At 67.8% G+C, this 23,507-nt stretch carries 20 protein-coding genes and 1 pseudogene; 14 read left to right on the forward strand and 7 right to left on the reverse strand.

All coding sequences use genetic code 11. The features are described from left to right. Positions 1-66: 66 nt before the first annotated feature. On the reverse strand, positions 67-1,122 hold the full coding sequence (locus AC1RUS_RS05050; RefSeq protein WP_492913662.1) for a LacI family DNA-binding transcriptional regulator: 1,056 nt from the start codon (positions 1,120-1,122) through the stop codon (positions 67-69). 317 nt (positions 1,123-1,439) lie between these two features. Here AC1RUS_RS05050 and AC1RUS_RS05055 point away from each other — a divergent pair, with 317 nt between their 5' ends. The 11 genes and pseudogenes from AC1RUS_RS05055 (at position 1,440) to AC1RUS_RS05105 (ending at position 14,953) form a co-directional block, all read left to right on the forward strand. After that, entirely contained in the window at positions 1,440-2,963 is a 1,524-nt protein-coding gene (locus AC1RUS_RS05055; protein WP_492913664.1) for an MFS transporter, read from the forward strand. Positions 2,964-2,992: 29 nt separating this feature from the next. Then, on the forward strand, positions 2,993-5,347 hold the full coding sequence (locus AC1RUS_RS05060; protein ID WP_492913666.1) for a glucan 1,4-alpha-glucosidase: 2,355 nt from the start codon (positions 2,993-2,995) through the stop codon (positions 5,345-5,347). A 233-nt stretch (positions 5,348-5,580) separates the two neighbouring features. Next, positions 5,581-7,920, forward strand: coding sequence for a methyl-accepting chemotaxis protein (locus AC1RUS_RS05065; protein ID WP_492913667.1), 2,340 nt, complete (start codon positions 5,581-5,583; stop codon positions 7,918-7,920). Between the two features lie 139 nt (positions 7,921-8,059). Beyond that, positions 8,060-8,554, forward strand: a complete 495-nt coding sequence (locus AC1RUS_RS05070; RefSeq protein WP_492913669.1) for a GAF domain-containing protein — start codon at positions 8,060-8,062, stop codon at positions 8,552-8,554. A gap of 96 nt (positions 8,555-8,650) precedes the next feature. Beyond that, entirely contained in the window at positions 8,651-9,790 is a 1,140-nt protein-coding gene (locus AC1RUS_RS05075; RefSeq protein ID WP_492913671.1) for a GNAT family N-acetyltransferase, read from the forward strand. Further along, entirely contained in the window at positions 9,790-10,710 is a 921-nt protein-coding gene (locus AC1RUS_RS05080; RefSeq protein WP_492913673.1) for a glycosyltransferase, read from the forward strand. Before AC1RUS_RS05075 ends, AC1RUS_RS05080 begins: the two co-directional genes overlap by 1 nt. Beyond that, entirely contained in the window at positions 10,707-11,624 is a 918-nt protein-coding gene (locus tag AC1RUS_RS05085; RefSeq protein ID WP_492913674.1) for a hypothetical protein, read from the forward strand. The genes AC1RUS_RS05080 and AC1RUS_RS05085 overlap by 4 nt, the downstream gene beginning before the upstream one ends. 130 nt (positions 11,625-11,754) lie before the next feature. Further along, complete coding sequence (locus AC1RUS_RS05090) at positions 11,755-12,279, forward strand: flavin reductase family protein (RefSeq protein WP_492913676.1); 525 nt, start codon at positions 11,755-11,757, stop codon at positions 12,277-12,279. Between the two features lies 1 nt (position 12,280). Continuing rightward, positions 12,281-12,387 (forward strand): annotated as a pseudogene (locus tag AC1RUS_RS05095) (hypothetical protein). A gap of 73 nt (positions 12,388-12,460) precedes the next feature. Continuing rightward, complete coding sequence (locus tag AC1RUS_RS05100) at positions 12,461-13,957, forward strand: CoA-acylating methylmalonate-semialdehyde dehydrogenase (protein ID WP_492913678.1); 1,497 nt, start codon at positions 12,461-12,463, stop codon at positions 13,955-13,957. 27 nt (positions 13,958-13,984) lie between these two features. Then, positions 13,985-14,953 (forward strand): M15 family metallopeptidase, encoded by a 969-nt coding sequence (locus AC1RUS_RS05105; protein ID WP_492913680.1) that lies wholly within the window; start codon positions 13,985-13,987, stop codon positions 14,951-14,953. 111 nt (positions 14,954-15,064) lie between these two features. Here the strand turns inward: AC1RUS_RS05105 and AC1RUS_RS05110 are convergent, their stop codons facing one another. The 5 genes from AC1RUS_RS05110 to AC1RUS_RS05130 form a co-directional block, all read right to left on the reverse strand. Further along, the gene (locus AC1RUS_RS05110) at positions 15,065-15,799 is read right to left on the reverse strand and encodes a DUF72 domain-containing protein (protein ID WP_492913682.1); all 735 of its coding nucleotides are present in this window, start codon (positions 15,797-15,799) and stop codon (positions 15,065-15,067) included. Between the two features lie 15 nt (positions 15,800-15,814). Continuing rightward, positions 15,815-16,540: an endonuclease III domain-containing protein gene (locus AC1RUS_RS05115; protein WP_492913684.1), complete on the reverse strand. Its 726-nt coding sequence runs from the start codon at positions 16,538-16,540 to the stop codon at positions 15,815-15,817. Between the two features lie 63 nt (positions 16,541-16,603). After that, positions 16,604-17,164 (reverse strand): NUDIX hydrolase, encoded by a 561-nt coding sequence (locus tag AC1RUS_RS05120; protein WP_492913686.1) that lies wholly within the window; start codon positions 17,162-17,164, stop codon positions 16,604-16,606. Next, positions 17,161-18,162, reverse strand: coding sequence for an inorganic phosphate transporter (locus AC1RUS_RS05125; RefSeq protein WP_492913688.1), 1,002 nt, complete (start codon positions 18,160-18,162; stop codon positions 17,161-17,163). Before AC1RUS_RS05125 ends, AC1RUS_RS05120 begins: the two co-directional genes overlap by 4 nt. 5 nt (positions 18,163-18,167) lie before the next feature. Continuing rightward, the gene (locus tag AC1RUS_RS05130; RefSeq protein WP_492913690.1) at positions 18,168-18,812 is read right to left on the reverse strand and encodes a DUF47 domain-containing protein; all 645 of its coding nucleotides are present in this window, start codon (positions 18,810-18,812) and stop codon (positions 18,168-18,170) included. A 207-nt stretch (positions 18,813-19,019) separates the two neighbouring features. On the opposite strand from AC1RUS_RS05130, the gene AC1RUS_RS05135 reads away from it, so the two are divergent. The 3 genes from AC1RUS_RS05135 to upp are packed head-to-tail and all read left to right on the forward strand — an operon-like array spanning position 19,020 to position 22,337. Next, complete coding sequence (locus tag AC1RUS_RS05135) at positions 19,020-19,481, forward strand: (2Fe-2S)-binding protein (protein ID WP_492913692.1); 462 nt, start codon at positions 19,020-19,022, stop codon at positions 19,479-19,481. 2 nt (positions 19,482-19,483) lie between these two features. Then, on the forward strand, positions 19,484-21,658 hold the full coding sequence (locus AC1RUS_RS05140) for a xanthine dehydrogenase family protein molybdopterin-binding subunit (RefSeq protein ID WP_492913694.1): 2,175 nt from the start codon (positions 19,484-19,486) through the stop codon (positions 21,656-21,658). Between the two features lie 49 nt (positions 21,659-21,707). Further along, a complete protein-coding gene (gene upp / locus AC1RUS_RS05145; RefSeq protein ID WP_492913696.1) occupies positions 21,708-22,337 on the forward strand; it encodes a uracil phosphoribosyltransferase in 630 nt (209 codons plus the stop codon). Between the two features lie 138 nt (positions 22,338-22,475). On the opposite strand, the gene AC1RUS_RS05150 is transcribed toward upp, so the two are convergent. Continuing rightward, complete coding sequence (locus tag AC1RUS_RS05150; RefSeq protein WP_492913697.1) at positions 22,476-23,378, reverse strand: 5'-methylthioadenosine/S-adenosylhomocysteine nucleosidase; 903 nt, start codon at positions 23,376-23,378, stop codon at positions 22,476-22,478. Between the last annotated feature and the right edge of the window lie 129 nt (positions 23,379-23,507).

Here is a 23,507-nt window from a genome sequence, read left to right on the forward strand (position 1 = left end):
GGGCCTATGAAATGGTCCTCATCCTGAGCTCGTCGAAGGACGAGGGCCACGCTCCGATCGGGGCGGCTACCCCCCGCAACTCTCGCGGATAATCAGATCCGTCGGGATCCGCTCCGACCGGCTGACTCGATCCCCGCTGTCCAGCAGCTTGGACACCATCAGCCGCCCGGCCTTGGCCGTATCCTGCGAGATGGTGCTCAGCGCCGGGCTGGAATAGCGCGCGAAGGGCACGTTATCGAAGCCCACCACCGAGACGTCGCCCGGCACCGTCAGACCTGCATGCTTCAAGGCGCGGATGGCGCCCAGGGCTATGAGGTCCGACGCCGCCACGACACCGTCGAATTTCACGCCGCGATGAATCAGCGAATCGATCGCTGCCTCGGCCGACTCGACCTCGAAGTGGGCCGGAACGATCAGCTCCGGATCGACGCCCAGCTTCTGCTGCTCCAGCGCGTCAAGGTAGCCGCGATGGCGCTGCATCGCTTCCGGCGCCTCGGTGTCGCCCAGGAAGACGATGCGCTTGCGGCCCAGGCGCGCCAGGTGAAGCGTCGCCCGCCGCCCGCCCTGCGGGTTGTCTGAGCCGATCGAGCAATAGTTCTGGTCCGGCAGTTGCGCGCCCCAGACCACGAAGCGGCCTTCGGTTTCCGACAACCGGTTGAATGCCGCGTGCAGCGAGCTTTGGCCCAGGAAGATCACCCCTTCGGCCCGGCTGGTGGTCATGGCTACCGACAGGTCTTCATAGGTGGCCGGCGAGATGTGGCTGAGCAGGATGTCGCAGCCGCGCTCGCTGGCGGCCTCGCCGACCCCGGCCAGCAGCTCGAGGAAGAAGGGGTCCGACATGCCGCTGTCGCGACCTTGCGGGCGAGGCGTGACGATGGCGATCGTCGCCTCGGCGCCGATCGGGCCGGCGGGCATGTAGCGGCGGAACGGATAGTCCATCTCGCGCGCCAGCTTCCAGATCGTCTGCTTGGTGCGCATGTTGACGGCGGGGCTGTCATTGAGCGCCCGCGAGGCGGTCGAGATCGACACGCCAGCCATCTTGGCCAGGTCTTCAAGCCGGGTGACGCCCTTGCTCACGCGTGTTTCCGTCCCATCGTCGCGCGGCTGCAAAATTTGCCGCAAAAGTTTTCATTGGTTTCCTTAAGGCATCGGTCGCAAGGCTTGGCAAGCCTGAGTGGAGCGCGGGCGGCGCGTCTATGCCAAACGGATTGCAAAAACAGGGAATTTCAGCGACGTCCAATTTCGATATCGGGTCAAAAAGTTACGATATTTCAGCATAAAGTATTCGATTTCGAATGCTAAGGATCATGAAAATTGATGCAAATTTTTGAAAGCTGGATTGCGCCGACGCCATTCACATGCGCAGATGCGCCCCACGAAGCGCTCTGAAAAAGCTTGCGCATCGCCGGCATGAACCGGCGGGCGATCGGGGGAAGCGGATGACCAAGGCCCGGCTGAATCTCTTCCAGATCTGGAACATGTGCTTTGGGTTCTTCGGGATCCAGATCGGTTTCGGCCTGCAGAACGCCAACACCAGCCGCATCTTCCAGACCTTGGGCGTCGATGTGAACCACCTGGCGATCCTGTGGATCGCCGCGCCGGCCACCGGCCTGCTGGTCCAGCCGATCATCGGCCATTTCAGCGACAAGACCTGGGGCCGTCTGGGCCGCCGGCGACCCTACTTCTTCTGGGGCGCGATCCTGACCACGGCGGCGCTGCTGGTCATGCCCAATTCGCCCAGCCTGTGGATCGCCGCGGCCGCGCTCTGGGTGATGGACGCTTCGATTAACATCACCATGGAGCCGTTCCGGGCCTTCGTCGGCGACAACCTGGCGCAGGAGCAGCGCTCGACCGGCTATGCGATGCAGAGCTTCTTCATCGGCCTGGGCGCGGTGCTGGCTTCGGCCCTGCCGTGGATGCTGACCAATTGGCTCGACGTCGCCAACACCGCCCCGGCCGGCCAGATCCCGGACTCGGTGCGCATCGCCTTCTACACCGGCGGCGCGGGCCTGCTGCTGGCGGTGATGTGGACGGTGTTCACGACCAAGGAATACAGCCCCGACGAACTGGCCGCCTTCGAGCGGGCCGAGCGCGCCGACCAGATCCAGGACGCCAACGACGATCGCAAGCGCTCAGACCCCTCGATGGCCTCCTATCACGGCCTGGGCTTCGGCGGCCTGCTGAGCGGGCTGGTCCTGGCCCTCTTGGTCTGGACCGCCCGGCTGGAAAAGGAGCTCTACGTGCTGGCTGGCCTGCTGGCCGTGTTCGGCGTCGCGGGGATCGTGGGCGCGCGGTTGAAGCGCAGCAGCAACACGCAGAACGGCTTCTCCGAAGTGCTGGAAGACGCCTTCCTGATGCCGGTCACCATGCGCCAGCTGGCGGTGGTGCAGTTCTTCTCGTGGTTTGGCCTGTTCGCCATGTGGATCTACACCACGCCCGCCGTCTCGGCTTGGCACTTCCACGCGGTCGATGCCGCCTCGAAGGCCTATAACGAAGGCGCCGACTGGGTGGGCGTGCTGTTCGCCGTCTATAACGGCGTCGCGGCCCTGGCGGCCCTGCTGATCCCGACCATGGTGCGGCTGACCAACCGCCGCATCAGCCACGCGGCGTGTCTGGTCCTGGGCGCGGCGGGCCTGCTGTCGATCCCTCTGATCAAGGATCCGAGCCTGCTGTGGATTTCGATGATCGGCGTCGGCTTTGCCTGGAGCTCGATTCTGTCGGCCCCGTATTCGATCCTGGCCGGAGCCCTGCCGGCCCGGAAGATGGGCGTCTATATGGGCATCTTCAATTTCTTCATCGTCATTCCGCAGCTGCTGGCCGCCACCGTGCTGGGCCTGCTGTTGAAGACCTTCTTCGGCGGCCAGGCGATCTGGGCCCTGGTCCTGGGCGCGGTCGCCTTCGTGCTCGCCGCGATCTCCGTGTTCGCCGTCACCGATCCCGACGAGGCGCCCGCGCGCGCCTGACCGTTCCCGACCTTCAAGAGGCCGTTCCCATGCGTATGCTCAAGACCTTCGCCCTGACCACAACCGCCGTCTGCGCCATCGCCGGCGCCGCGTCCGCGCAGACCGCACCCGGCGCTCCGGGCGCGCCCTCGACCTGGGCCTATGCGGCCAAGACCGGGGTGGGCGCGTCTTACGAGGCCTACACCAACGGCGTCTACAAGGATGGCGGCCGCACGGGCGTGATCTCCAAGGTCTGGTTCTCGATCGCCGACGGCGTGCTGACCGAGACCATGTACGGCCTGATCCACCAGGCCCAGATCAAGCAGATGCGGGTCGCGGTCCAGACCGCGACCGGCCTCGCCGTCGAAGGCCCCGACACCATCGCCAAAACCGAATACCTGCACGTCGACGCCGAGGACCGTCCGCTGTCGCCGGCCTACAAGATCACCACCACCGACAAGCAGGGCCGCTTCGTCATCGAGAAGGCGATCTTCACCGATCCGGACCGCCAGAGCCTGATGGTGCGCGTGACGGTCAAGGCGCTGAAGGGCCCGGTGACGCCTTACCTGCTGCTTGAGCCGCACATGGCCAACACCGGTTCGGGCGACGCCGGTGCGGCGACCAAGACCGCCCTGACCGCCAACGAAGCCAATGTCTTCCTGACCCTGAAGGGCTCCAAGCCGTTCGACGCCGCCAGCGCCGGCTTCCTCGGAACGTCTGACGGCCTCACCGACCTGAAGAAGGGCGGCAAGCTCGACAAGCTCTACGCCTCCACCGGCAAGGACCGCGGCGCGATCATGCTGACGGGTCAGCTGCCGACCACCAGCGGCGAGATCAGCGTCGACTACGCCATCGGCTTTGGTCCCACCGCCGCCGCCAGCGCCGCCGCGGCCGACGGCACGCTAAAGACCGGCTACGCCAAGGTGCTGGCCGGCTACAACAGCGGCTGGGAAAGCTACTTGGCCTCGCTGCACGAGCTGCCCCGCTTGCGCGTGGCGGCCACCGACGGCGGCAAGCTGGTCCAGGCCAGCGCCCTGATGCTGAAGGTGCAAGAGGACCGCACCTATGCCGGCGCCCTGATCGCCTCGCTGTCCAATCCGTGGGGCGACACGGTCGACGCGTCCAAGCCCTCGACCGGCTACAAGGCCGTCTGGCCGCGCGACTTCTATCAGTGCGCCATGGCCCTGGCGGCGCTGGGCGACATCCAGACCCCGCTGGCGGCGTTTCGCTATCTGCCCACCGTGCAGGTCGGCCCGCACACCAAGGGCAATACGGGCAAGGGGGGCTGGTTCGCCCAGAAGTCCGAGGTCGACGGCACGCCCGAATGGGTCGGCGTCCAGCTGGACCAGACGGCCATGCCGATCATGCTGGGCTGGAAGCTGTGGAAGCAGGGCTGGCTCTCGGAGGCCGAGCTGAAGGCCTATTACGGCAAGATGATCAAGCCGGCCGCCGACTTCCTGGTCGACGGCGGCAAGGTCGGCCTGGGCTGGAACCACGAGACCATCAAGCCGCCCTTCACCCAGCAGGAGCGCTGGGAAGAGCAGGGCGGCTACTCGCCCTCGACCACGGCGGCGGTGATCGCGGGGCTGGTGGTCGCCGGCGACATCGCCGAGGCGTCCGGTGACAACGCCTCGGCCGAGCGCTATCGCAAGACCGCCGACGGCTATTCGGCCAAGGTCGACAGCCTGATGGTCACCACCAAGGGCTCGCTGGGCGACGGCCACTATTTCCTGCGCCTCAATAGCGACCAGGACCCGGACAACAAGAGCCCGGTCGAGGAACGCAACGGCCAGCAGGCCGTGCCTGAAGACAAGATGCTGGACGCCGGCTTCCTGGAGTTCGTGCGCTACGGCGTGCGCCGCGCCGACGATCCGGCCGTCGTGGCCAGCTTGCCGGAGCTGGACGATGAGAACATCGAAGACCTCCACCGCGTCCGCTACACCTTCATCTTCAAGGGCGAGCAGGGCGTGTTCCCCGGCTGGCGGCGCTACGGCGTCGACGGCTATGGCGAGGACACCCAGACCGGCGCCAACTATGGCGCGGACGGCAAGATGGCCCCGGGCCAACGTGGCCGGGTCTGGCCGATCTTCACCGGCGAGCGCGGTCACTACGAACTGGCCAAGATCACCCTGCACGGAAAGCCCGCGCCCGGCGCGCTGGAGCCGATCCGCAAGACCTATGTCAAGGCGATGGAGCTCTTCGCCAATGACGGCCTGCTGATCCCCGAACAGGTCTGGGACGGCGTCGGCGCGGCCAGCGCCCACGGCTATACGCGGGGCGAGGGCACGGATTCCGCCACGCCGCTCGCCTGGTCGCACGCGGAGTACATCAAGCTTCTGCGCTCGGTGGCCGACGGCGTGGTGTGGGACAGCTACCAGCCGGTGAAGGTTAGGTACGGGCGCTAGCCGGCAGATCCTCCCCCCTTTGGGGGAGGTGGCCCGGAGGGCCGGAGGGGGTCCTCTCCGGCCTAAACCGTTGAGGACCCCCTCAGCCGCTCCGCGACAGCTCCCCCGAAGGGGGGAGCATCTTTCCCAGAGCTCTCCGCCACGCCAAAACGTCGCACCTCGCCATGGTTAATGCCGGATTTACGAATCGGGGCCGATGACTGGGAAACCTGCCCGTTTCCCGGAGTCGCCCCATGTCCGCTTTCCGTCGCCTGACGATCGCCTGGAAGCTGATCCTGGTGGCGGGCCTGGCGATCGGCCTGCTGCTGATCGCGGCGGCCGTGGCGGTGTCCTCGCACACCAGCGCCATCGTCTCGGGTCTGACCAACCAGTATGCCGGCGCGGTGGCCAACGAGGCGATCGAACAGGTGCAGGCCGACATCGGCAAGGTGCAGTCGACGACCCGCTCGATGGCCGTGTCGATCGGCGCGGCGCACGAGGCCGGCCTGCGTGACCGCGCCACCGTGGTCGGCATGCTCAAGCCCAACGCCGAGAGCTCGGACTTCGTGCTGGGCAGCTGGTTCATCGCCCTGCCCAACAGCTTCGACGGCAAGGACGCCGAGATGGTCGGCCAGACCGCCCTGGGTTCCAACAGCAAGGGCGCGTTCTCGCCATATTGGGTGCACGACGGCAGCAAGGTGATCTTCCAGCCGCTGGACAGCACCGACGACTACACCCAGCCCTATTTCGCCGTGGCGCAGAAGACCGGCAAGGCGGCGATCGTCGAGCCCTATCCCTATGACGTCGCCGGCAAGTCGGTGCTGATGACCTCGGTGGCCTATCCCGTCACTTCGCACGGCCAGTTCGTCGGCGTGGCCGGCCTGGACATGGCCCTGGACGAGCTGTCCAAGCGCCTGGGCGCGCTGAAGCTGCTGGACGGCGGTCGCGTGATGCTGCTCTCGGCGGACGGCAAGTGGGTCTCGCACCCCGAGGCCGCCAAGCGCATGACCGCCTATGCCGACGCCGGCACCGACAAGGTCCGCGAGGTCCTGGCGGGCGGCGAGGGCGGCGAGATCTCGGGCGTGGTCGCCGACGGCGTGCCGATGGCCCGCATCGTCCGCGCCGTGCCGATGCCGGCCCTGAACACCACCTGGGCCCTAGTCATGGACGTGCCGGTGGCCGCCATCACCGGTCCGGCCGACCGGCTGGCCAAGATCCTGTTCGCCGGCGGCATTCTGATCACCCTGGCCGTGCTGGGCGCGCTGTTCCTGGCCAGCCGGGCCCTGGTGCGCGCGCCGCTGGCGGGCCTGACCCGCTCGGTCGACAGCCTCAGCGCCGGCCGCTACGATCAGCCGGTGTCGGGCATCGACGGCGGCGACGAGATCGGCGCCATCGCCCGCGCCCTGGACGGCTTCCGCCACGACTTGGCCGACGGCCAGCGCCGCCGCTCCGAACAGGAGGCCGAACGCGCCGTCGCCGAGGCCGCCCGTCTGCGTCACGAGAAGGAGGCGCAGGCCTTCGCAGACGCTCAAGCCGTCGCCGTGTCGGCGCTGGGCGAGGGCATGGAGAAGCTGGCCGACGGCGACCTGATCTGGCGCATGCGCGAGGACGACTTCGCCGCCGACGCCCGCAAGATGCCGCGCGACTTCAATGCCGCCGTCGAGAGCCTGCAGGCGACCATGGCCGGCATTCTCACGGCCGCCCGCAGCATCCGCAACGGCTGCGCCGAAATCAGCAATGCTTCGGACGACCTGGCCCAACGCACCGAGCGCCAGGCCGCCAGCCTGGAGCAGACCGCCGCGGCGCTCGACCAGATCACCGCCACCGTCAAGCGCAGCGCCGAGGGCGCCAATCGCGCCCGCCAGGTGACGCTGAGCGCCAGGACCAACGCCGAGCGCAGCGGCGTGGTGGTCAAGGAAGCCGTCGAGGCCATGGGCGGCATCGAGAAGTCCTCGCACGAGATCACCAACATCATCGGGGTGATCGACGAGATCGCCTTCCAGACCAACCTCCTGGCCCTCAACGCCGGTGTCGAGGCCGCCCGGGCCGGCGACGCGGGCCGGGGCTTCGCCGTCGTGGCGCAGGAAGTCCGGGCCCTCGCCCAGCGCTCGGCCGACGCCGCCAAGGAGATCAAGGCTCTGATCCGCACCTCGACCGAACAGGTCGGCAAGGGCGTGAAGCTGGTCGGCGAGACCGGCCAGACCCTGGACCAGATCCTGGGCCAGGTGGTCGAGATCAACGAACTGGTCGGTGAGATCGCCGCCTCGTCCAAGGAGCAGGCCGTGGGCCTGGCCGAGGTCAATCAGGCGGTGAACCAGATGGACCAGGTCACCCAGCAGAACGCGGCCATGGTCGAGCAGTCCACCGCCGCCAGCCACGCCCTGGCCACCGAGGCCGCCGAACTGGAACGCCTGGTCGGCCGCTTCCAGGTGGGGGCCCAAATCCATGACCTGCGGCCCCAGGCGCCGTCACGGCCCGCGCCGCGCCCGACGGCGGCGCCGAGCCGGGAGAGCTTCCGCCAGCGCTATGTGCAGGGGGCGAATGCGCTGAAGCTGGCGCCGTCCTCGCGGCCGGGGACGTGGGAAGAGTTCTAGGACTCCTGTCTTCGGGGGCGGGCGATGTTGGCCGGCGCGGCTTAGGTCACCCGCATGAAGCGGGCGATGACGAATTTTGCATTGGAGATGCGCGGGCGCGTGTCTCGCATTCACTCCCGAACGCGCTATATCCCCGCCCATGGCTGAAGCTTTCAACGACAAGACCCTCGCCGCCGACAAGGCCGCCCGCTACGCCGAGGTGGCCGACGAGATCGCCTCCGTGCTGGACGGCGAGCCCAATCTCACCGCTCGCATGGCGACGGTGGCCTCGATGCTGGCCAACAGCTTCGACCACTACTTCTGGACCGGCTTCTATGTCGTCGATCCCGCCAAGGAGCGCGAGCTGGTCGTCGGGCCCTATCAGGGCACGCTGGGCTGCCTGCGCATCGCCTTCGGGCGCGGCGTCTGCGGCGCGGCGGCCGAAACCGGACAAACCCAGCTGGTGCCCGACGTCCACGCCTTTCCGGGCCACATCGCCTGCGACAGCCGCTCGGAAAGTGAGATCGTCGTCCCCGTGTTCGACGCCTCGGGCAAGCTCCTGGCGGTGTTCGACGTCGATTCCGACAAACCCGCCAGCTTCGACGTGATCGACCAGCAAGGTCTCGAGACGATTCTGAAGGCCACGTTCGGCTAGAGCCGGCGGCCCAGGTCGGGACCCCGACTCTTGGCCCCGAGGTTGCAGTCCCCTCTCCATCATTCCCTAACCGCTTCGGAGTAGGACAGGATGGACATGCTGGACGTCGAAACCTTGCACCCGAGCCGCCTCGCGACCGCCGATGTCGCGACGTGGCGCGAGATGGCGACTGCTCACCCGGCTTTCGCCAACCCCTTGCTGGGTCCCGATTTCGCGCGAGCCGTCGGCCGCGTCCGTGACGACGCGCGGGTCGCGGTGATCCGCCGGGGCGGGGAGACGGTGGGTTTCCTGCCGCATCATCGCCGTCCGGGGAACCTGGCCCGGGCCATCGGCTCGCCTCTGTCCGACTACCACGGCGTCATCTCGCGTCCCGATCCGGGATTTCGCGCCGAGGACGTGCTGCGCGCCGCCGATCTGGGCGTGTTCCGCTACACCGGCCTGGTCGATCCGTTCGGCGTGTTCGGCGGCGAGGGCGAGGCCAGCCAGGCCTTCGTGATCGCCCCGCAAGGTTCGGCGGACGATTATCTGGAGCAGGTGCGCTCGGCCAGCCCCAAGAAGATCAAGAACTATCGCCGGCTGGACCACAAGCTGGCGCGCGAGATCGGCGAGGTGCGCCTGGTCGCTCCCGACACCTCGCGCGAGGCCTTCGACCAGATCCTGGCCTGGAAGCGCGAGCAGCTGCAGCGCACCGGCCTGCACGACTTCCTGCGGCCCGACTGGACGCGCGGCCTGCTGCTGGACCTGTTCCAGCGCCAGACGGGCGACTTCCAGGGCCTGCTGATCGGCCTCTATGCGGGCGACCACTTGGTGGCGGGCCATTTCGGCGTGCGCCAGAACGGCGTCTACCACCCGTGGATCGCCTCGACCAACCCGGCCTTCGGCGCCTGGTCGCCGGGCCAGCTGTTCTTCCTGCGGGCCATCGCGGCCATGCCGGAGCTGGGCCTGACCCGCTACGATCTGGGTCCCGGCCATGATCACTACAAGCGCGCCTACGCCTTCAGCCAGCACACGGTCGCCGACGGCGCCGTGACCGCCGGCCTGAAGGCCAGCTCGGTCGAGAAGGCCTGGACCCTGGCCGGGGCGCGGGGCGACGGCGTGGTGGCGCGCCTGCGCCGCCGCAGCGAGGTCATCGCCAGTGTCGAGCTGACCGTCGGCGGCCGCCTGCGCGGCATGATCGACGCCGTCGCGGGTCAATCGCGTCGCCATGGCGACGTCGGAGCGCGCGAGACGGTCTGATGGCGCGCCTGACGGTCATGATCCCGACCCAGAGACGGCTTGGCGGCCTGGCCGTCGCCGTGCGGTCGGTTCTTGGCCAGCAGGGCGTCGCGCTGTCGGACCTGGAGATCGTCGTCGTCGACAACGACCAGGTCGACTCGGCCCGCGCGACCGTCGAAGCCATCGCCGCCGACGCGGCCTGTCCGATCCACTATGTCCACGAGCCGCGCGCCGGCGTGGCCAACGCCCGCAACGCCGGCATGGCCAAGGCCTCGGGTCAGCTGATCGCCTTCCTCGACGACGACGAGGAAGCCCCGGCCGGCTGGCTGGACGCGCTGCTGGCTGCGCAAGCCAAGTATGACGCCGACGTCGTGTTCGGTCCGGTGAGGGCCCGCGCGCCAGACAGCGTCGTCGAGCATCGCGACTATCTGGAGCGCTTCTTCTCGCGCTTGGGACCCGCCCAGGCCGGCGTGATCGACACCTATTACGGTTGCGGCGACAGCCTGCTGCGCCGCGCGGCCTTGCCCGATCCGATCTCGCCGTTCGCCACCGAGCGCAACCAGATCGGCGGCGAGGACGACATGCTGTTCGGCCAGATGAAGGCGGCCGGCGCCGTCTTCGCCTGGGAGCCGGCGGCCTGGGTCTGGGAAGACCCCGTGCCCGAACGCCTGACCCTGGACTACACGATCGCCCGCGCCTTCGCCTACGGCCAGGGCCCCTCGGCCCACTGCGCCGCCGCCAGCCCGCCCGACCGCATGGGCGTGGTCCGCTGGATGGCGATCGGGGTGGGGCAGGCCGTGGTGTTCGGCGCCGTGGCCGGCCTGAAGTGGCTGACCAGATCCAATGACCGGGCCGACTGGCTCGACAAGGCCGCGCGCGGCCTGGGCAAGACCCTGTGGTGGGGCCCCTTCAAGATCCATTTCTACGGGAGGACCGCATGAGCGTGATCACCGATTGGACCGACGAGAAGTCCAAGGCCTTCGGTCAGCAGAACCTGGCCTTCGAACACAGCCTGCACGAACGCCCCATGTTCGACGACGAGGGCCTGGCGCGTCTGCTGGACCTCTATCCTCGCGACCAGCTGGGCGTCTTCACCATGGGCGAGGACCCCAAGGCCTGGACCACCTGGCGCAAGGGCGCGGCGGGCAACCTCTCCGGCGACCAGCTGCTGGACGCCGCCAAGAGCGGCCGCATCTGGCTGAACCTGCGTCACACCAACGACCACGTGCCCGAATACGCCGCTCTGGGCGACGAGATTTTCGCCGAGAAAGAGGCCCGCGTCCCGGGCCTGCGCACCTTCAAGCGAGATCTCGGCATGCTGATCAGCTCGGCGAACGCCCAGGTGTTCTACCACCTGGACGTGCCGCTGGTTTCGCTGTGGCAGCTGCGCGGCCAGAAGAAGGTCTGGGTCTATCCCGTCGCCGACCCTTATGTCGGCGAGCTGGATCTGGAGAAGATCGTCCTGAAGGAAACGGCCGAGCAGTTCGCCTTCGATCCGGCCTGGGACAAGGGCGCGGCGATGTACGACCTGACGCCGGGCAAGATGGTCACCTGGAAGCAGAACGCCCCGCACCGGATCGAGAACGGCCCGATGCTGAACGTCTCGCTGTCGATCGAGTTCATGACCCCGCCGGCCCTGATGCGCGCCAACGTGATCTACGCCAACGGCGTGCTGCGCCGTCGCCTGGGCGCCAAGCCGCGCATCCAGGACGGCTTCGGCCCCACCGCGCTGAGCAAGCTGGCCGTGGCCCGCGGCGCCAAGGCGCTTAAGCTGCAGACCCCGCACGTGCGCCACCTGCCGGTGACCTTCGGCCTGGACGCGGCCAAGCCGGGCGTGCTGGTCGAGCGCGCCTGACGGGGCGTTTCGCTGAAAGAACGGGCAACAAGTAATAAAATACTTCATTATCCGATTGCTCAGGGCGCAGGCCGCGCCCGGCGGGAGGATGGTCTTGCCCGAAGTCGCGCTTTGCCCCACTGCTAGGCCGATGAGTCAGGCCGTTACGATTGAACTGGGCGAGGGCGCCGAACACGACGCCCGCGCATTGCGCGACGCCTTCGGGTGTTTCACCACCGGCGTGACGGTGGTCACCACCGTTTGCGCGGACGGCCGCAAGGTGGGCCTGACCGCCAATTCCTTCACCTCGGTGTCGCTGAATCCGCCGCTGGCGCTGATCTGCGTCGACCTGAAGTCCTCCAGCCTGCCGTGGCTGGACGCGGCCGGCGTGTTCGCCGTAAACGTGCTGCACGCCGAGCACCAGGAACTGGCCCGAAATTTCGTGCGCAAGGACGTCGACCGGTTCGCGGGCGTCGAGGTCGAGACCTGGCGCACCGGCGTGCCGATCCTGTCGGGCTGCATGGCCAATTTCGAGTGCGAGACCCATCAGGTTTTCGACGCCGGCGATCACCGCGTCTATGTCGGCCGGGTGGTCAAGCTGCGCTACGATCCGGACCACGAGCCGCTGGTCTATCTGCAGGGCCGGTTCCGCCGGGTTCATGTGGACGCCGAATAGGCTGTGCGTCCTTCGAGGCCTGCGGCTCGCACCTCAGGATGAGGAATTCAGAACGCGCCTCATCCTGAGGCGCCCGCGCAGCGGGCCTCGAAGGATGCAGGGCGTTAGCGGTGAAATTTTCGGGCCTGTAAGCGCCCAGTAGAATGCTATTGACGCGCAAAACAGCGTTAGGGAGCGCATCATGCGAGACATCGCCCATTTCGTGAACGGTCAGACCCTGGTCGGAACCTCCGGCCGCTTCGGCGACGTGTTCAATCCCAACACCGGTGAGATCCAGGCCCGGGTGCAACTGGCGACCGACGCCGAGTTGGACGCCGCCGTCCAGGCCGCAGCCGCCGCGCAGGTCGGCTGGGCCCAGACAAACCCGCAACGCCGCGCTCGGGTGATGTTCGAGTTCAAGCGCCTGATCGAGCGCGACATGAATTCGCTGGCCGAGATCCTGTCGTCCGAGCATGGCAAGGTCATCGCCGACAGCAAGGGCGACATTCAGCGCGGCCTGGAAGTCATTGAATTTGCTTGTGGCATCCCGCACATCCTGAAGGGCGAATACACCGAGGGCGCCGGCCCCGGCATCGACGTCTATTCGATGCGCCAGCCGCTGGGCGTCTGCGCCGGCATCACGCCGTTCAACTTCCCGGCCATGATCCCGATGTGGATGTTCGGCATCTCGATCGCCGTGGGCAACACCTTCATCCTCAAGCCGTCGGAGAAGGACCCGACCGTGCCGGTGAGGCTGGCCGAGCTGATGATGGAGGCCGGCGCTCCGGCCGGCGTGCTGAACGTCATCCACGGCGACAAGAGCGCCGTCGACGCCATCCTGACCCATCCGGACATCAAGGCCGTCAGCTTCGTCGGCAGCTCCGACATCGCCCACTACGTCTACCAGACCGGCACCGCGCACGGAAAACGCGTCCAGGCCATGGGCGGCGCCAAGAACCACGGCGTCGTCCTGCCCGACGCCGACCTCGATCAGGTCGTGAAGGATCTCTCCGGCGCGGCCTTCGGCTCGGCCGGCGAGCGCTGCATGGCCCTGCCGGTGGTGGTGCCGGTCGGCAAGAAGACCGGTGACGAGCTGCGCGAGCGGATGGTCGCCGAGATCGAGAGCCTGAGCGTCGGCGTCTCCACCGATCCCGCCGCCCACTACGGCCCGGTGGTCAGCGCCCAGCATCGCGACAAGATCGCGGATTACATCCGTATTGGTGTGGAAGAGGGCGCGGAACTGGTCGTCGACGGCCGCGACTTCAGCCTGCAGGGCTTCGAGAAGGGCTTCTTCATCGGCCCGTCGCTGTTCGACGGCGTCAAGAAGGGCATGAAGACCTATCAGGAAGAGATCTTCGGCCCCGTCCTGCAGATGGTCCGCGCTGAAAGCTTCGAGGAGGCCCTGGCCCTGCCGTCCGAGCACCAGTACGGCAACGGCGTCGCCATCTTCACCCGCAACGGCCGCGCGGCGCGTGAGTTCGCCAGCCGCGTCAATGTCGGGATGGTGGGCATCAACGTGCCGATCCCGGTGCCGGTGGCCTATCACACCTTCGGCGGCTGGAAGCGCAGCGCGTTTGGTGACACCAATCAGCACGGCGTCGAAGGCGTGAAGTTCTACACCAAGGTCAAGACGATCACCGCCAGGTGGCCCGAAGGCGAAGTCGGCGACAGCAGCTTCGTCATCCCGACGATGAAATAGGCCAGGCGAGGGCGGCGGAGCGGAACGATGATCAAGACCTCTCCCGCCGTCTTCGCGATCGCCATGGGCCTGGCGGCGGCCAGCGCCGCCGTCGCGGCGACTCCCGCCGAGCTGGCGCTGGTCGGCCAATACGGCGAGGCCGCCACGCCGCTGACCCTCTTGGAACGGGACGGCGCGCTGTGGATCGACGGGGCAGGGCGGTCAACCGCGCGTCTGACGCTCGAGAGCGAGGGGCGCTACAGCATTGACGGTGGCGGCGAACTCATTGTCGCCAAGCGAGGCGTGAAGGTGGACGGCGTCCTGCTCAAGCGCCGCGACTTCGGGGCCGAGGTCCAGGCCGGCATTCGCAAGGCCGTCCGCGCCGATCCCAAGTCTCTACGGGCCCGCGCCCTGGCGGCCACGCCGCCGGTCGAAGCGCCGCCGCGCAAGCCCGCCGACCTCGTCGATTTGGCCACGATCGACCCCGCCATCCGTTTCGACATCGCCTATGCCGGCCGCAACAACTTCATGGGCCTGAAGCTCTATGACCGTTCGGCCGCCTATCTGCAGCGACCCGCCGCCCAGGCCCTGGGCCGGGTTCAGAAGGCGCTGGGGACCAAGGGCTATGGCCTGCTGATCCATGACGCCTATCGGCCCTGGTTCGTGACCTGGATGTTCTGGGAGGCCACGCCGCCCGCGAGCCACATGTTCGTCGCCGACCCCGCCAAGGGCTCACGGCACAATCGCGGCTGCGCGGTGGACCTGACCCTCTACGATCTCAAGACCGGCCAGCCGGTCGAGATGCCCAGCCGCTATGACGAGATGTCGGGTCGCTCCTACGCCGACTTCATCGGCGGCACGTCAGCCCAACGCGCCCGCCGCCAGATCCTGCGCGACGCCATGGTCGCCGAGGGCTTCGAGGTCTATCCCGAGGAGTGGTGGCACTTCGACTACGGCGACTGGCGCGCCTACGGCATCGGCACGGCGACGTTCACGCAGTTGGCGGAGCGATCCTAATGTTGTCATCCCGGCCGCAGCGAAGCGGAGAGCCGGGACCCAGGGGAGCCCGCAGTGCGCTGGCCCTGGGTCCCGGACAGCCTCTGCGAGGCTTCCGGGATGACAACAGTTTTAGGCGTGGATGAGATCGATGATCTTCAACGCATCCCTCGTCGCCGCGCCGAACTTGGTGTTGTCGAACACGCACCAGACCGCCGCCGTCCGAGCCTCCTCGCCAAGCTGTTTCGCGACCCCTGCCAACAGCTTGTCGTCATAGGCGCTCTCATACATCACCGGCGAGCCGTGCAGGCGGCGGTAGGTGAGGCCGCTCCACCCGCCGGGCTCGGCCGCCGCAGGGACGATGGCCGGATCGGCGGCGACTCGGGCGATCTGGAAGTCCGCGAGCAGGCCGTCGGGCTCCGTCTCGAACCAGGTCGCGTGACGTGGCTCAAGCACGGTCAGGGCGTCGGTGCGGTCGCGCCAGGTCTTCAGGAAGGCCTCAACGCGCTCGACCTCGAACTTCAGGCTTGGCGGCAGCTGGATTAGCAAGGGTCCGCGCTTGTCGCCCAATCCGTCGGTCTCGTCGAGAAACCGCGCCAGCAGGTCCTCGATCCCGACCAGCCGCCGCTCGTGGGTGATGGTCTGTGGGACCTTTAGCGCGAACCGGAAGCTCGCCGGCGTGGTCGCCGCCCAGCGCTCGTAGGTCTTGCGCTGGTGCGGGCGATAGAAGGACGAGTTGATCTCGACGGCATCGAACCGCGCCGTATAGCGCTCCAGCCCTGTGCCCTCGGCCGGGAAGTCGTCGAGGTCTCGGGGAAAACTCCATCCGGCCGTGCCGATGCGAATATCCATGACAGGCCAGCGCATGGCGCCGGCCTTGGTTCAACCGCGCGGCCGCCAGGGCAGGACGTCGGCGCTGTGACCGACGCCGACCTTTGCGCAGTCGTGCTTTAGCGGACAGGCCCCGCATTTGGGCGCGTCGTGCGGGCACAGCATCTGGCCCAGGCCCCGCTTCATGAGCCAGTGCAGTTCGAAGAGGTCGTCGGCCGTCCAGCTGTCGGGCGCCAGACCCATCAGGGCGTGATAGGTGTGGGTGGTGTCGCCTGGACCCACCAGGCCGATGCGCTTGGCGACCCGATCGACGTGGGTGTCGACCACCAGGGCCCGCATGGCCAGGGTCGAGAAGTTCAGCACGCTGGCGGCGACCTTCACACCCACGCCGGGCAGGCTCTGCAGCTCCCACCGCGCCTCGTCGACGGGACGGCACGCCAGGTGGTTCAGCGACAGCCAGCCGACCTTCTGCTCGATCAGGCGCAGGGCGTGGGTCAGGTGGCGGGCCTTGTCCTGCGGATAGGTCACGTCGTCAATGATCGACAGCACGCGCGCGTCTGTGGCCTGGGCCAGGTCTTCCCAGCTCTTGAACTCGGCCCGCAGGCGCAGGAACGCCGCCCACGAGACCGCGTCCTGGGTGCGGCCGCTGATCGACGACTTCACCAGCTGCGAGATCGGATCCATCCGCGCCACAGGCCGCTGCGGACCGAACTCGCAGAGCAGGGTGTCGCGCGCGCTTTCCAGCGGCGAGCGAGAAAGGCCTAGAGACAGCTGCATGGAACGTCGCTATGGAACATAATGAGAACATTATGCGAGGCGGAGCAACTTGTCCACAGGCTGTTAGCGTCGCGCGCGGCCCCACAGCGAGGTCACGCGACGCCGCAAACGCTGGAGGGCCACCTTGACCGGCGTCGGCGCGGCGGCGGGAGCGGGGCGCTCCTCGGCGGGCAGTTCGACATTGGCGAAGCGGGCGATCAGGTCGCGCAGTTGCGGTTCCTGCACCGCCAGGGCGGCCTCGACGGGGGCCATCCACTGCAAGGTGCGCTGACCCTTCTCGGGCCAGGTGGCGTGCTCGCCCGTGATCTTCATCGGAAAGACGTCGACCTTGACCAGTCTGGCCGCGCCGCTCTTCAGGCGCTTGAGGTATTCGTAGTCGCCGAGGGGCTGCTCAACGATCACGCCGTCGAGGCCGGCTTCTTCATAGGCTTCCTGGGCGGCCGCCTGGTGGTCGGCCTTGTCCTTCATCGGCCAGCCCTTGGGGATCACCCAGCGGCGGGTCTCGCGCGAGGAAACGAGCAGGATCTCCAGAGCCGCGCCCTGGCCGCGCCAGGGCAGGGCGGCGACCTGGCGTCGCTTCCCTCCGGCCTTGCCGCCGCCTTGCTTGCCCGTCGTATCCGTCACTTCATCCAGAACCCGAGATAATAGAACACGATCGCCATGATCCCCGCCGCCGGCAGGGTGACGATCCAGGCGGTGACGATGTCCTTGGCCACGCCCCAGCGTACGGCCGAAACGCGACGCGAGGCGCCGACGCCGACAATAGCGCCTGTAATCGTGTGAGTCGTCGAGACCGGAACGCCGATATGCGTCGCTAAGAACAGCGTGATGGCCCCGCCGGTTTCCGCGCAGAAGCCCTGCATCGGCGTCAGGCGGGTGATCTTGCTGCCCATGGTGTGAACGATCCGCCATCCGCCGAACAGCGTGCCCAGGCCCATGGCCGTCTGGCAGGCAAGGACGACCCAGAAGGGAATGGTCCCCGCCTTGTCCGTGACACCGTGCGCGAACAGCAGTGCGGCGATGATGCCCATGGTCTTCTGCGCGTCGTTGCCGCCGTGGCCCAGGCTGTAGAGGGCGGCCGATACGAACTGCAGCTTGCGAAACACCCGGTCTGCGAAGAACGGCGAGCTCTTCACGAAGGTCCAGGAGACAATCAGCACCAGCAGGATCGCCAGGATGAAGCCCAGGGTCGGCGAGACGATGATCCCGGCCGCGGTCTTGCCCAGGCCCGCCCACTGCACGGCGTTGAAGCCGCCGACCTTGGCCACTGACGCGCCGACCAGGGCGCCGATTAGGGCGTGTGAACTCGAGGAGGGGATGCCCGCCCACCAGGTCAGCAGGTTCCAGCTGATCGCCCCCATCAGGGCCGCGAAGATCAGGCGGTCGCTGATCACGTGCGGATCGACGATGCCCGAGCCGACCATCTTGGCCACGTGCAGGCCGAAGAACAGGAAGGCGATGAAGTTGAAGAACGCCGCCCACAGCACGGCCCACTTGGCCGACAGCACCCGCGTCGAGACGATGGTCGCGATCGAGTTGGCCGCGTCGTGCAGGCCGTTCAGGAAATCGAACGCCAGGGCGACGACGACCAGGAAGACCAGGATGATGAGCGTGGCGTCCACGGGTCTCAGACCTGCTCGACCACGATGCCGCTGATGCGGTTGGCCACGTCCTCGAAGCGGTCCATGACCTTTTCCAGGTGGCTGTAGATGTCGACGCCGACGATGAACTTCATCGGATCGCCGTCACGGCTGGCCAGGAACAGCGCCTTGCGGCCCTCGTCGTACATGACGTCCGACTGCTCCTCGATCTGGGTGATCTTCACCGAGATCTCGCTGAGCTTGCCGGCGTTCAGGCGCATCTTCGGCAGCAGGGCGACGGCCTCGGCGGTCAGTTCGGCGGCCTGGACGATGATCTGCGCCATCGCCTGCATCTGCGGCTCGAAGCTCTTGACCTCGAACAGGCTGACAACCTTGGCGGTCTTGCGCATCTGGTCGATGGCGTCGTCCAGCGAGGTGGTCAGGTCCTGAATGTCGGAGCGGTCGAACGGCGTGATGAAGGTGCGGCGGACGGCCTGCATCACCTGGCGGGTGATCTCGTCGGCCTCTTCCTCGTGCTGATAGACCCGCGCCCCGGCGGCCTCGACGCCGTCGCCGCCCTGCATCAGATCGCGCAGCGCGCCAGCGCCGTCGACCAGCGTCCTGGCGTGGGCCGAGAACAGGTCGAAGAACTTGTCTTCCTTCGGCATCACAGCCCTGAACAAGCCCAGCATCACGTCTTTCCTTCGCGCCTATTGGCCGGCTGATTTCATGCGCCAAGCCGCCATTCCGTAGGCGGAGCATCGCGCGGCGCACCCGAACCACGGAAGGAATGGGGCGTCAAATCCTATCTGTGAAACTTATGTGACAGTCTTGGCCTCTCGTCCGCGACGTCCGGTTGAGGCAGTATCGACGCCGAAGTCTTGGGGCAGGAGTCGGGCATGGCGTTCACGCTCACCATCAACGGGGAGACCCGCTCGGTCGAGGTCGAGGGCGACACGCCCCTGCTGTGGGTGCTGCGCGACACGCTCGGCATGGTCGGGACCAAGTTCGGCTGCGGCCTGGCCCAGTGCGGCGCCTGCACCGTGCATGTCGACGGCGCGCCGGTGCGGTCCTGCATCACCCAGGTCAAGCGCGTAGACGGCAAGAAGGTCGTCACCATCGAGGGCGTGGGCAAGGACCCGGTCGGGGCCAAGGTTCAGGAGGCCTGGAAGGCCATCGACGTGCCCCAGTGCGGCTACTGCCAGGCCGGCCAGATCATGTCCGCCACTGCGCTGCTAACCGCCAAGCCCAAGCCGACCGACGCCGACATCGACGCGGCCATGAATGGCAACCTGTGCCGCTGCGCCACCTATGTGCGCATCAAGAAGGCGATCAAGACCGCCTCTGGCCAGGAGGCTTGAGCATGGACGGTGAAACCCTGCGCGACCCGACGCGTCGCCTGTTCCTGCAGACCGGCGCGGCCGTCGGCGGCGGCCTGATGCTGTCGTTCAGCCTGTCGGGCGAAGGCCGTGCGGCGGGCGACGGCAAGCTGAACGCCTATGTCCGCATCGCGCCGGACGGCAGGGTGACCATCGTCTCCAAGGTCCCCGAGGTGGGGCAGGGCATCAAGACCTCGCTTCCGATGCTGATCGCCGAGGAGTTGGACGTCGAGTGGTCGGCCGTCAGCATTGAGCAGGCCATCGCCGACGCCAAGGTGTTTGGCCGGCAGGTCGCTGGCGGCAGCCAGGCCACGACGCTGGAATATGACGGCCTGCGCCGTGTGGGCGCGACGGGGCGAGCGCTGCTGATCGCCGCCGCCGCCGCCCGCTGGGGCGTGCCGGCCGACAGCTGCGCCACCGAGCCGGGTTTGGTGGTCCACGCCGCCAGCAATCGCAAGCTGGCCTATGGCGAGCTGGCCGAGGCCGCCGCCCTGCTGACGCCGCCCGATCCCAAGAGCCTGACGCTAAAGGATCCCAAGACTTTCCGCATCGTCGGCAAGAGCCAGAAGAGCCGCGACCTGGACGCCATCACCACCGGCCAGCCGCTGTACGGCATCGACGTGCGCGTGCCGGGCATGCTGTACGCGACCTTCGCCAAGGCCCCGACCTATGCCGCCAAGGTGGCCAGCGTCGACCTCGCCCCGGCCAAGGCCGTGCCCGGCGTTCGCGACGCTTTCGTGGTCGAGGGCGGGACCAATCTGCAAAGCATCATGCCCGGCGTCGCCGTGGTCGCCGACAGCTGGTGGCAGGCGCGCAAGGGGCGCATGGCGCTGGACATCAAATGGGCCGAGCATCCGACCCGCGCCCAGAGCACCGCAGGCTTCGCCGCCAAGGCCGCCGAGCTTTCCGAGGCACCGCCGCATCGCACGGCGCGGTCAGATGGCGACGTCGACGCGGCCCTGAAAGGCGCGGCCAAGGTCGTCACCGCCCAGTACGCCTATCCATTCCTCGCCCACGCCAATCTCGAACCGCAAAACTGCACGGCCAGCTTCAAGGACGGCAAGGTCGAGATCTGGGCACCGACCCAGAACCCCGAGAGCGGCCGCAAGCTGGTCGCCGCGGCCCTAGGGATCACCGAAGCCGACATCACGATCCACCTGACCCGCATCGGCGGCGGCTTCGGCCGGCGACTGATGAACGACTACATGGTCGAAGCCGCCGTCATCTCGAAAATGGCCGGCGCGCCGGTCAAGCTGCTGTGGACGCGGCAGGACGACATCCAGCACGACTTCTACCGCCCCGCCGGCTGGCACAATTTCAGCGCGGGCCTGGACGCCAAGGGCGATCTCGTCGCCTGGCGCGACCACTTCGTGACCTTCGGCGAGGGCGAGCAGTTCGCCACCTCGGCCGGCATGAACTCCACCCAGTTCCCCGGGCGCGCCGTGGCCAACTACCGCCACGACATCTCGGTCATGCCCCTGGGCTTCCCGACCGGCTTCCTGCGCGCGCCGGGCAACAACGCCTTCGGCTTCGTGATCCAGAGCTTCACCGACGAGCTGGCCGTGGCCTCGGGCCAGGATCCCGTCGCCTTCCGCCGCAAGCTGCTGGGCGAGCCGCGCCTGCTGGGCGAAGCGGGGCAGGGCGACGCCTTCCACACCGGCCGCATGCGTGGGGTGCTCGATCTCGTGGCCGAAAAGTCCGGCTGGGGCCGCAAGGTTCCCAAGGGAACGGGCCTGGGTGTGGCCTGCCACTATAGCCACCTGGGCTATGTGGCGGTGGTCATCCAGGTCTCGGTGACCAAGGGCGAGCTGAAGGTCCACAAGGTCTGGGCCGCCGTCGACTGCGGCTCGCAGATCGTCAATCCCAGCGGCGCCGAGCAGCAGGTGCAGGGCTCGATCCTGGACGCCATCGGTTCGGCCCTGCGCCAGGAGGTCACCTTCGAGAACGGCGCGGCGACCCAGTCCAACTTCGGCGACTTCCCGCTGCTGCGCATCGCCGAGGCTCCGCCCGTCGAGGTGCATTTCAAGCTCAGCGACAACCGGCCCACGGGCCTGGGCGAGCCGGCCTATCCGCCGACCCCGCCGGCCCTGTGCAACGCCATCTTCGCCGCCACCGGAAAGCGCATCCGCACCCTGCCGATCGGCGATCAACTGGCCTGACGGGGCGCCGCCTGCTAGGAGCGAAGGCCGCTCCTAGCAAGGTCTCGTCATGTCCCAGGTCACCGTCGTCAGCCACCCGCTCGTCCAGCACAAGCTGACCAAGATGCGGGACAAGACCACGTCCACGAAGACCTTCCGCGCCCTGATGCGCGAGACGGCGACGCTGATCTGCTACGAGGTCACGCGCGACCTGCCGATGGACGAGGTCCAGATCGAGACCCCGGTCGCCCCGACCGCCGCCAAGGAGATCGCCGGCAAGAAGCTGGTCTTCGCGCCGATCCTTCGGGCCGGCCTGGGCATGGCCGACGGCATGCTGGACCTGGTGCCCTCGGCGCGCGTCGCCCATGTCGGCCTCTACCGCGATCCGGAGTCGCTGGAGGCGGTCGAATACTACTTCAAGGCCCCTCAGGACATCGCCGGCCGCCTGGTCATTGTCGTCGACCCGATGCTGGCCACCGGCCACTCGGCCATCGCCGCCGTGACGCGGCTCAAGGCGGCGGGCGTCACCGACCTGCGGTTCGTCTGCCTGCTGGCCGCCCAGGTCGGCGTCGACAATCTGCGCGCGGCGCACCCCGACGTCCCGATCTGGACGGCGGCGATCGACGCGGAGCTCAACGACCACGGCTACATCGTGCCGGGGCTCGGGGACGCCGGGGACCGGACGTTCGGGACGCGGTAGGAACCTGGCGTCAAACGTCGTGCGTCCTTCGAGGCGCGCTCAGGAGCGCGCACCTCAGGATGAGGTTGTTATTGCAATGAATTCCTCGTCCTGAGGCGCCCGCGCAGCGGGCCTCGAAGGACGCACGGTGAAAGCCGCCTAAGGCAACGCCTTCACGAACGCCTTCACCACCGTCGCGGAATTCTCCGACGCCAGGCTCATGAAGGTGTGCATTTCGTTGGCCGCCGCGCCGCCGCCAGCCAGGTCCGACAGGCTGCGGAAGGCGATGAACGGCTTGCCGTTGACATAGGCCACGTGGGCCACCGCAGCGCTTTCCATGTCGGCCACCCGGGCCCCGAAGGTGGCGCTGAGATATTTGCGGTAGGCGGCGTTGTCGAGGAACACCGGGGCCGAGACGCCGTTGCCGCCCACCACCACCTTGGGCGAGTGGACCAGACACTGGTCGGCCACGCAGCGCTGCAGGCTGGCCGAGGCGGCGACCGTCTTGGCCAGGGCCAGCATGGCCGGATCGGCCGGGAACCAGCGGCGCTTCTCCACCGAACCGTCCGGCCGCGGCAACAGGATCGCGCGCGGGAACATCATGCCGTAGTTGGCCAGGTCGTCGTTGCGCACCGAGGGCGACAGCTCGAAGCCCTTGTCGGTCTCACGGGCGAAGGCCGTCTCCAGGCTTTGCGTCCACTGGTCGGCCACCAGCACGTCGCCGATGTCGAGGCTTTCGTCGACGCCGCCGGCGATGCCCGAGAACACGATGCGGGTGATGTCGAACCGATCCAGCGCCATCTGGGTGGTCATGGCCGCGTTGACCATACTGACGCCGCTGAGGAACAGCACGATCGGCTTGCCCTCCATCGTGCCGGTGACGAACGAGAAGCCGTGCACGTCGTAGCGCTTGGGGTCCTTGGTGGCCGCCTCAAGGGCGACCAGTTCAGGCGGGAAGGCCGACATCACCGCGATGCGCGGTGTGCCGTCCAGGCGCTGGGCCCACGCGGCGGGCGCGATCGAGACGATGAAGGCGGCCAGCAACAGCGCGATCGGACGCATGGGAACTCCTTGTAATTCGCGCCAGATCACCACGGCCGGAGCGTCCAGCCCATAGCCGAGCGCCCCGGCGCCGCCAATCGCCGCCCCGCTGACCGATCGTGAGCCACAAGCCCGTCCTGGCCGACAATC

The organism is Caulobacter sp. GW821-FHT10F06, assembly GCF_058809215.1.

Bases quoted from the DNA above. Each gene is read 5' to 3' on its own strand.
- AC1RUS_RS05100 (WP_492913678.1), top strand. From the start codon at position 12,461: ATGCGAGACATCGCCCATTTCGTGAACGGTCAGACCCTGGTCGGAACC.
- AC1RUS_RS05140 (WP_492913694.1), top strand. From the start codon at position 19,484: ATGGACGGTGAAACCCTGCGCGACCCGACGCGTCGCCTGTTCCTGCAG.
- upp (WP_492913696.1), top strand. From the start codon at position 21,708: ATGTCCCAGGTCACCGTCGTCAGCCACCCGCTCGTCCAGCACAAGCTG.
- AC1RUS_RS05105 (WP_492913680.1), top strand. From the start codon at position 13,985: ATGATCAAGACCTCTCCCGCCGTCTTCGCGATCGCCATGGGCCTGGCG.
- AC1RUS_RS05130 (WP_492913690.1), bottom strand. From the start codon at position 18,812: ATGCTGGGCTTGTTCAGGGCTGTGATGCCGAAGGAAGACAAGTTCTTC.
- AC1RUS_RS05090 (WP_492913676.1), top strand. From the start codon at position 11,755: ATGAGTCAGGCCGTTACGATTGAACTGGGCGAGGGCGCCGAACACGAC.
- AC1RUS_RS05070 (WP_492913669.1), top strand. From the start codon at position 8,060: ATGGCTGAAGCTTTCAACGACAAGACCCTCGCCGCCGACAAGGCCGCC.
- AC1RUS_RS05080 (WP_492913673.1), top strand. From the start codon at position 9,790: ATGGCGCGCCTGACGGTCATGATCCCGACCCAGAGACGGCTTGGCGGC.
- AC1RUS_RS05055 (WP_492913664.1), top strand. From the start codon at position 1,440: ATGACCAAGGCCCGGCTGAATCTCTTCCAGATCTGGAACATGTGCTTT.
- AC1RUS_RS05150 (WP_492913697.1), bottom strand. From the start codon at position 23,378: ATGCGTCCGATCGCGCTGTTGCTGGCCGCCTTCATCGTCTCGATCGCG.
- AC1RUS_RS05065 (WP_492913667.1), top strand. From the start codon at position 5,581: ATGTCCGCTTTCCGTCGCCTGACGATCGCCTGGAAGCTGATCCTGGTG.
- AC1RUS_RS05110 (WP_492913682.1), bottom strand. From the start codon at position 15,799: ATGCGCTGGCCTGTCATGGATATTCGCATCGGCACGGCCGGATGGAGT.
- AC1RUS_RS05075 (WP_492913671.1), top strand. From the start codon at position 8,651: ATGCTGGACGTCGAAACCTTGCACCCGAGCCGCCTCGCGACCGCCGAT.
- AC1RUS_RS05085 (WP_492913674.1), top strand. From the start codon at position 10,707: ATGAGCGTGATCACCGATTGGACCGACGAGAAGTCCAAGGCCTTCGGT.
- AC1RUS_RS05115 (WP_492913684.1), bottom strand. From the start codon at position 16,540: ATGCAGCTGTCTCTAGGCCTTTCTCGCTCGCCGCTGGAAAGCGCGCGC.
- AC1RUS_RS05060 (WP_492913666.1), top strand. From the start codon at position 2,993: ATGCGTATGCTCAAGACCTTCGCCCTGACCACAACCGCCGTCTGCGCC.
- AC1RUS_RS05135 (WP_492913692.1), top strand. From the start codon at position 19,020: ATGGCGTTCACGCTCACCATCAACGGGGAGACCCGCTCGGTCGAGGTC.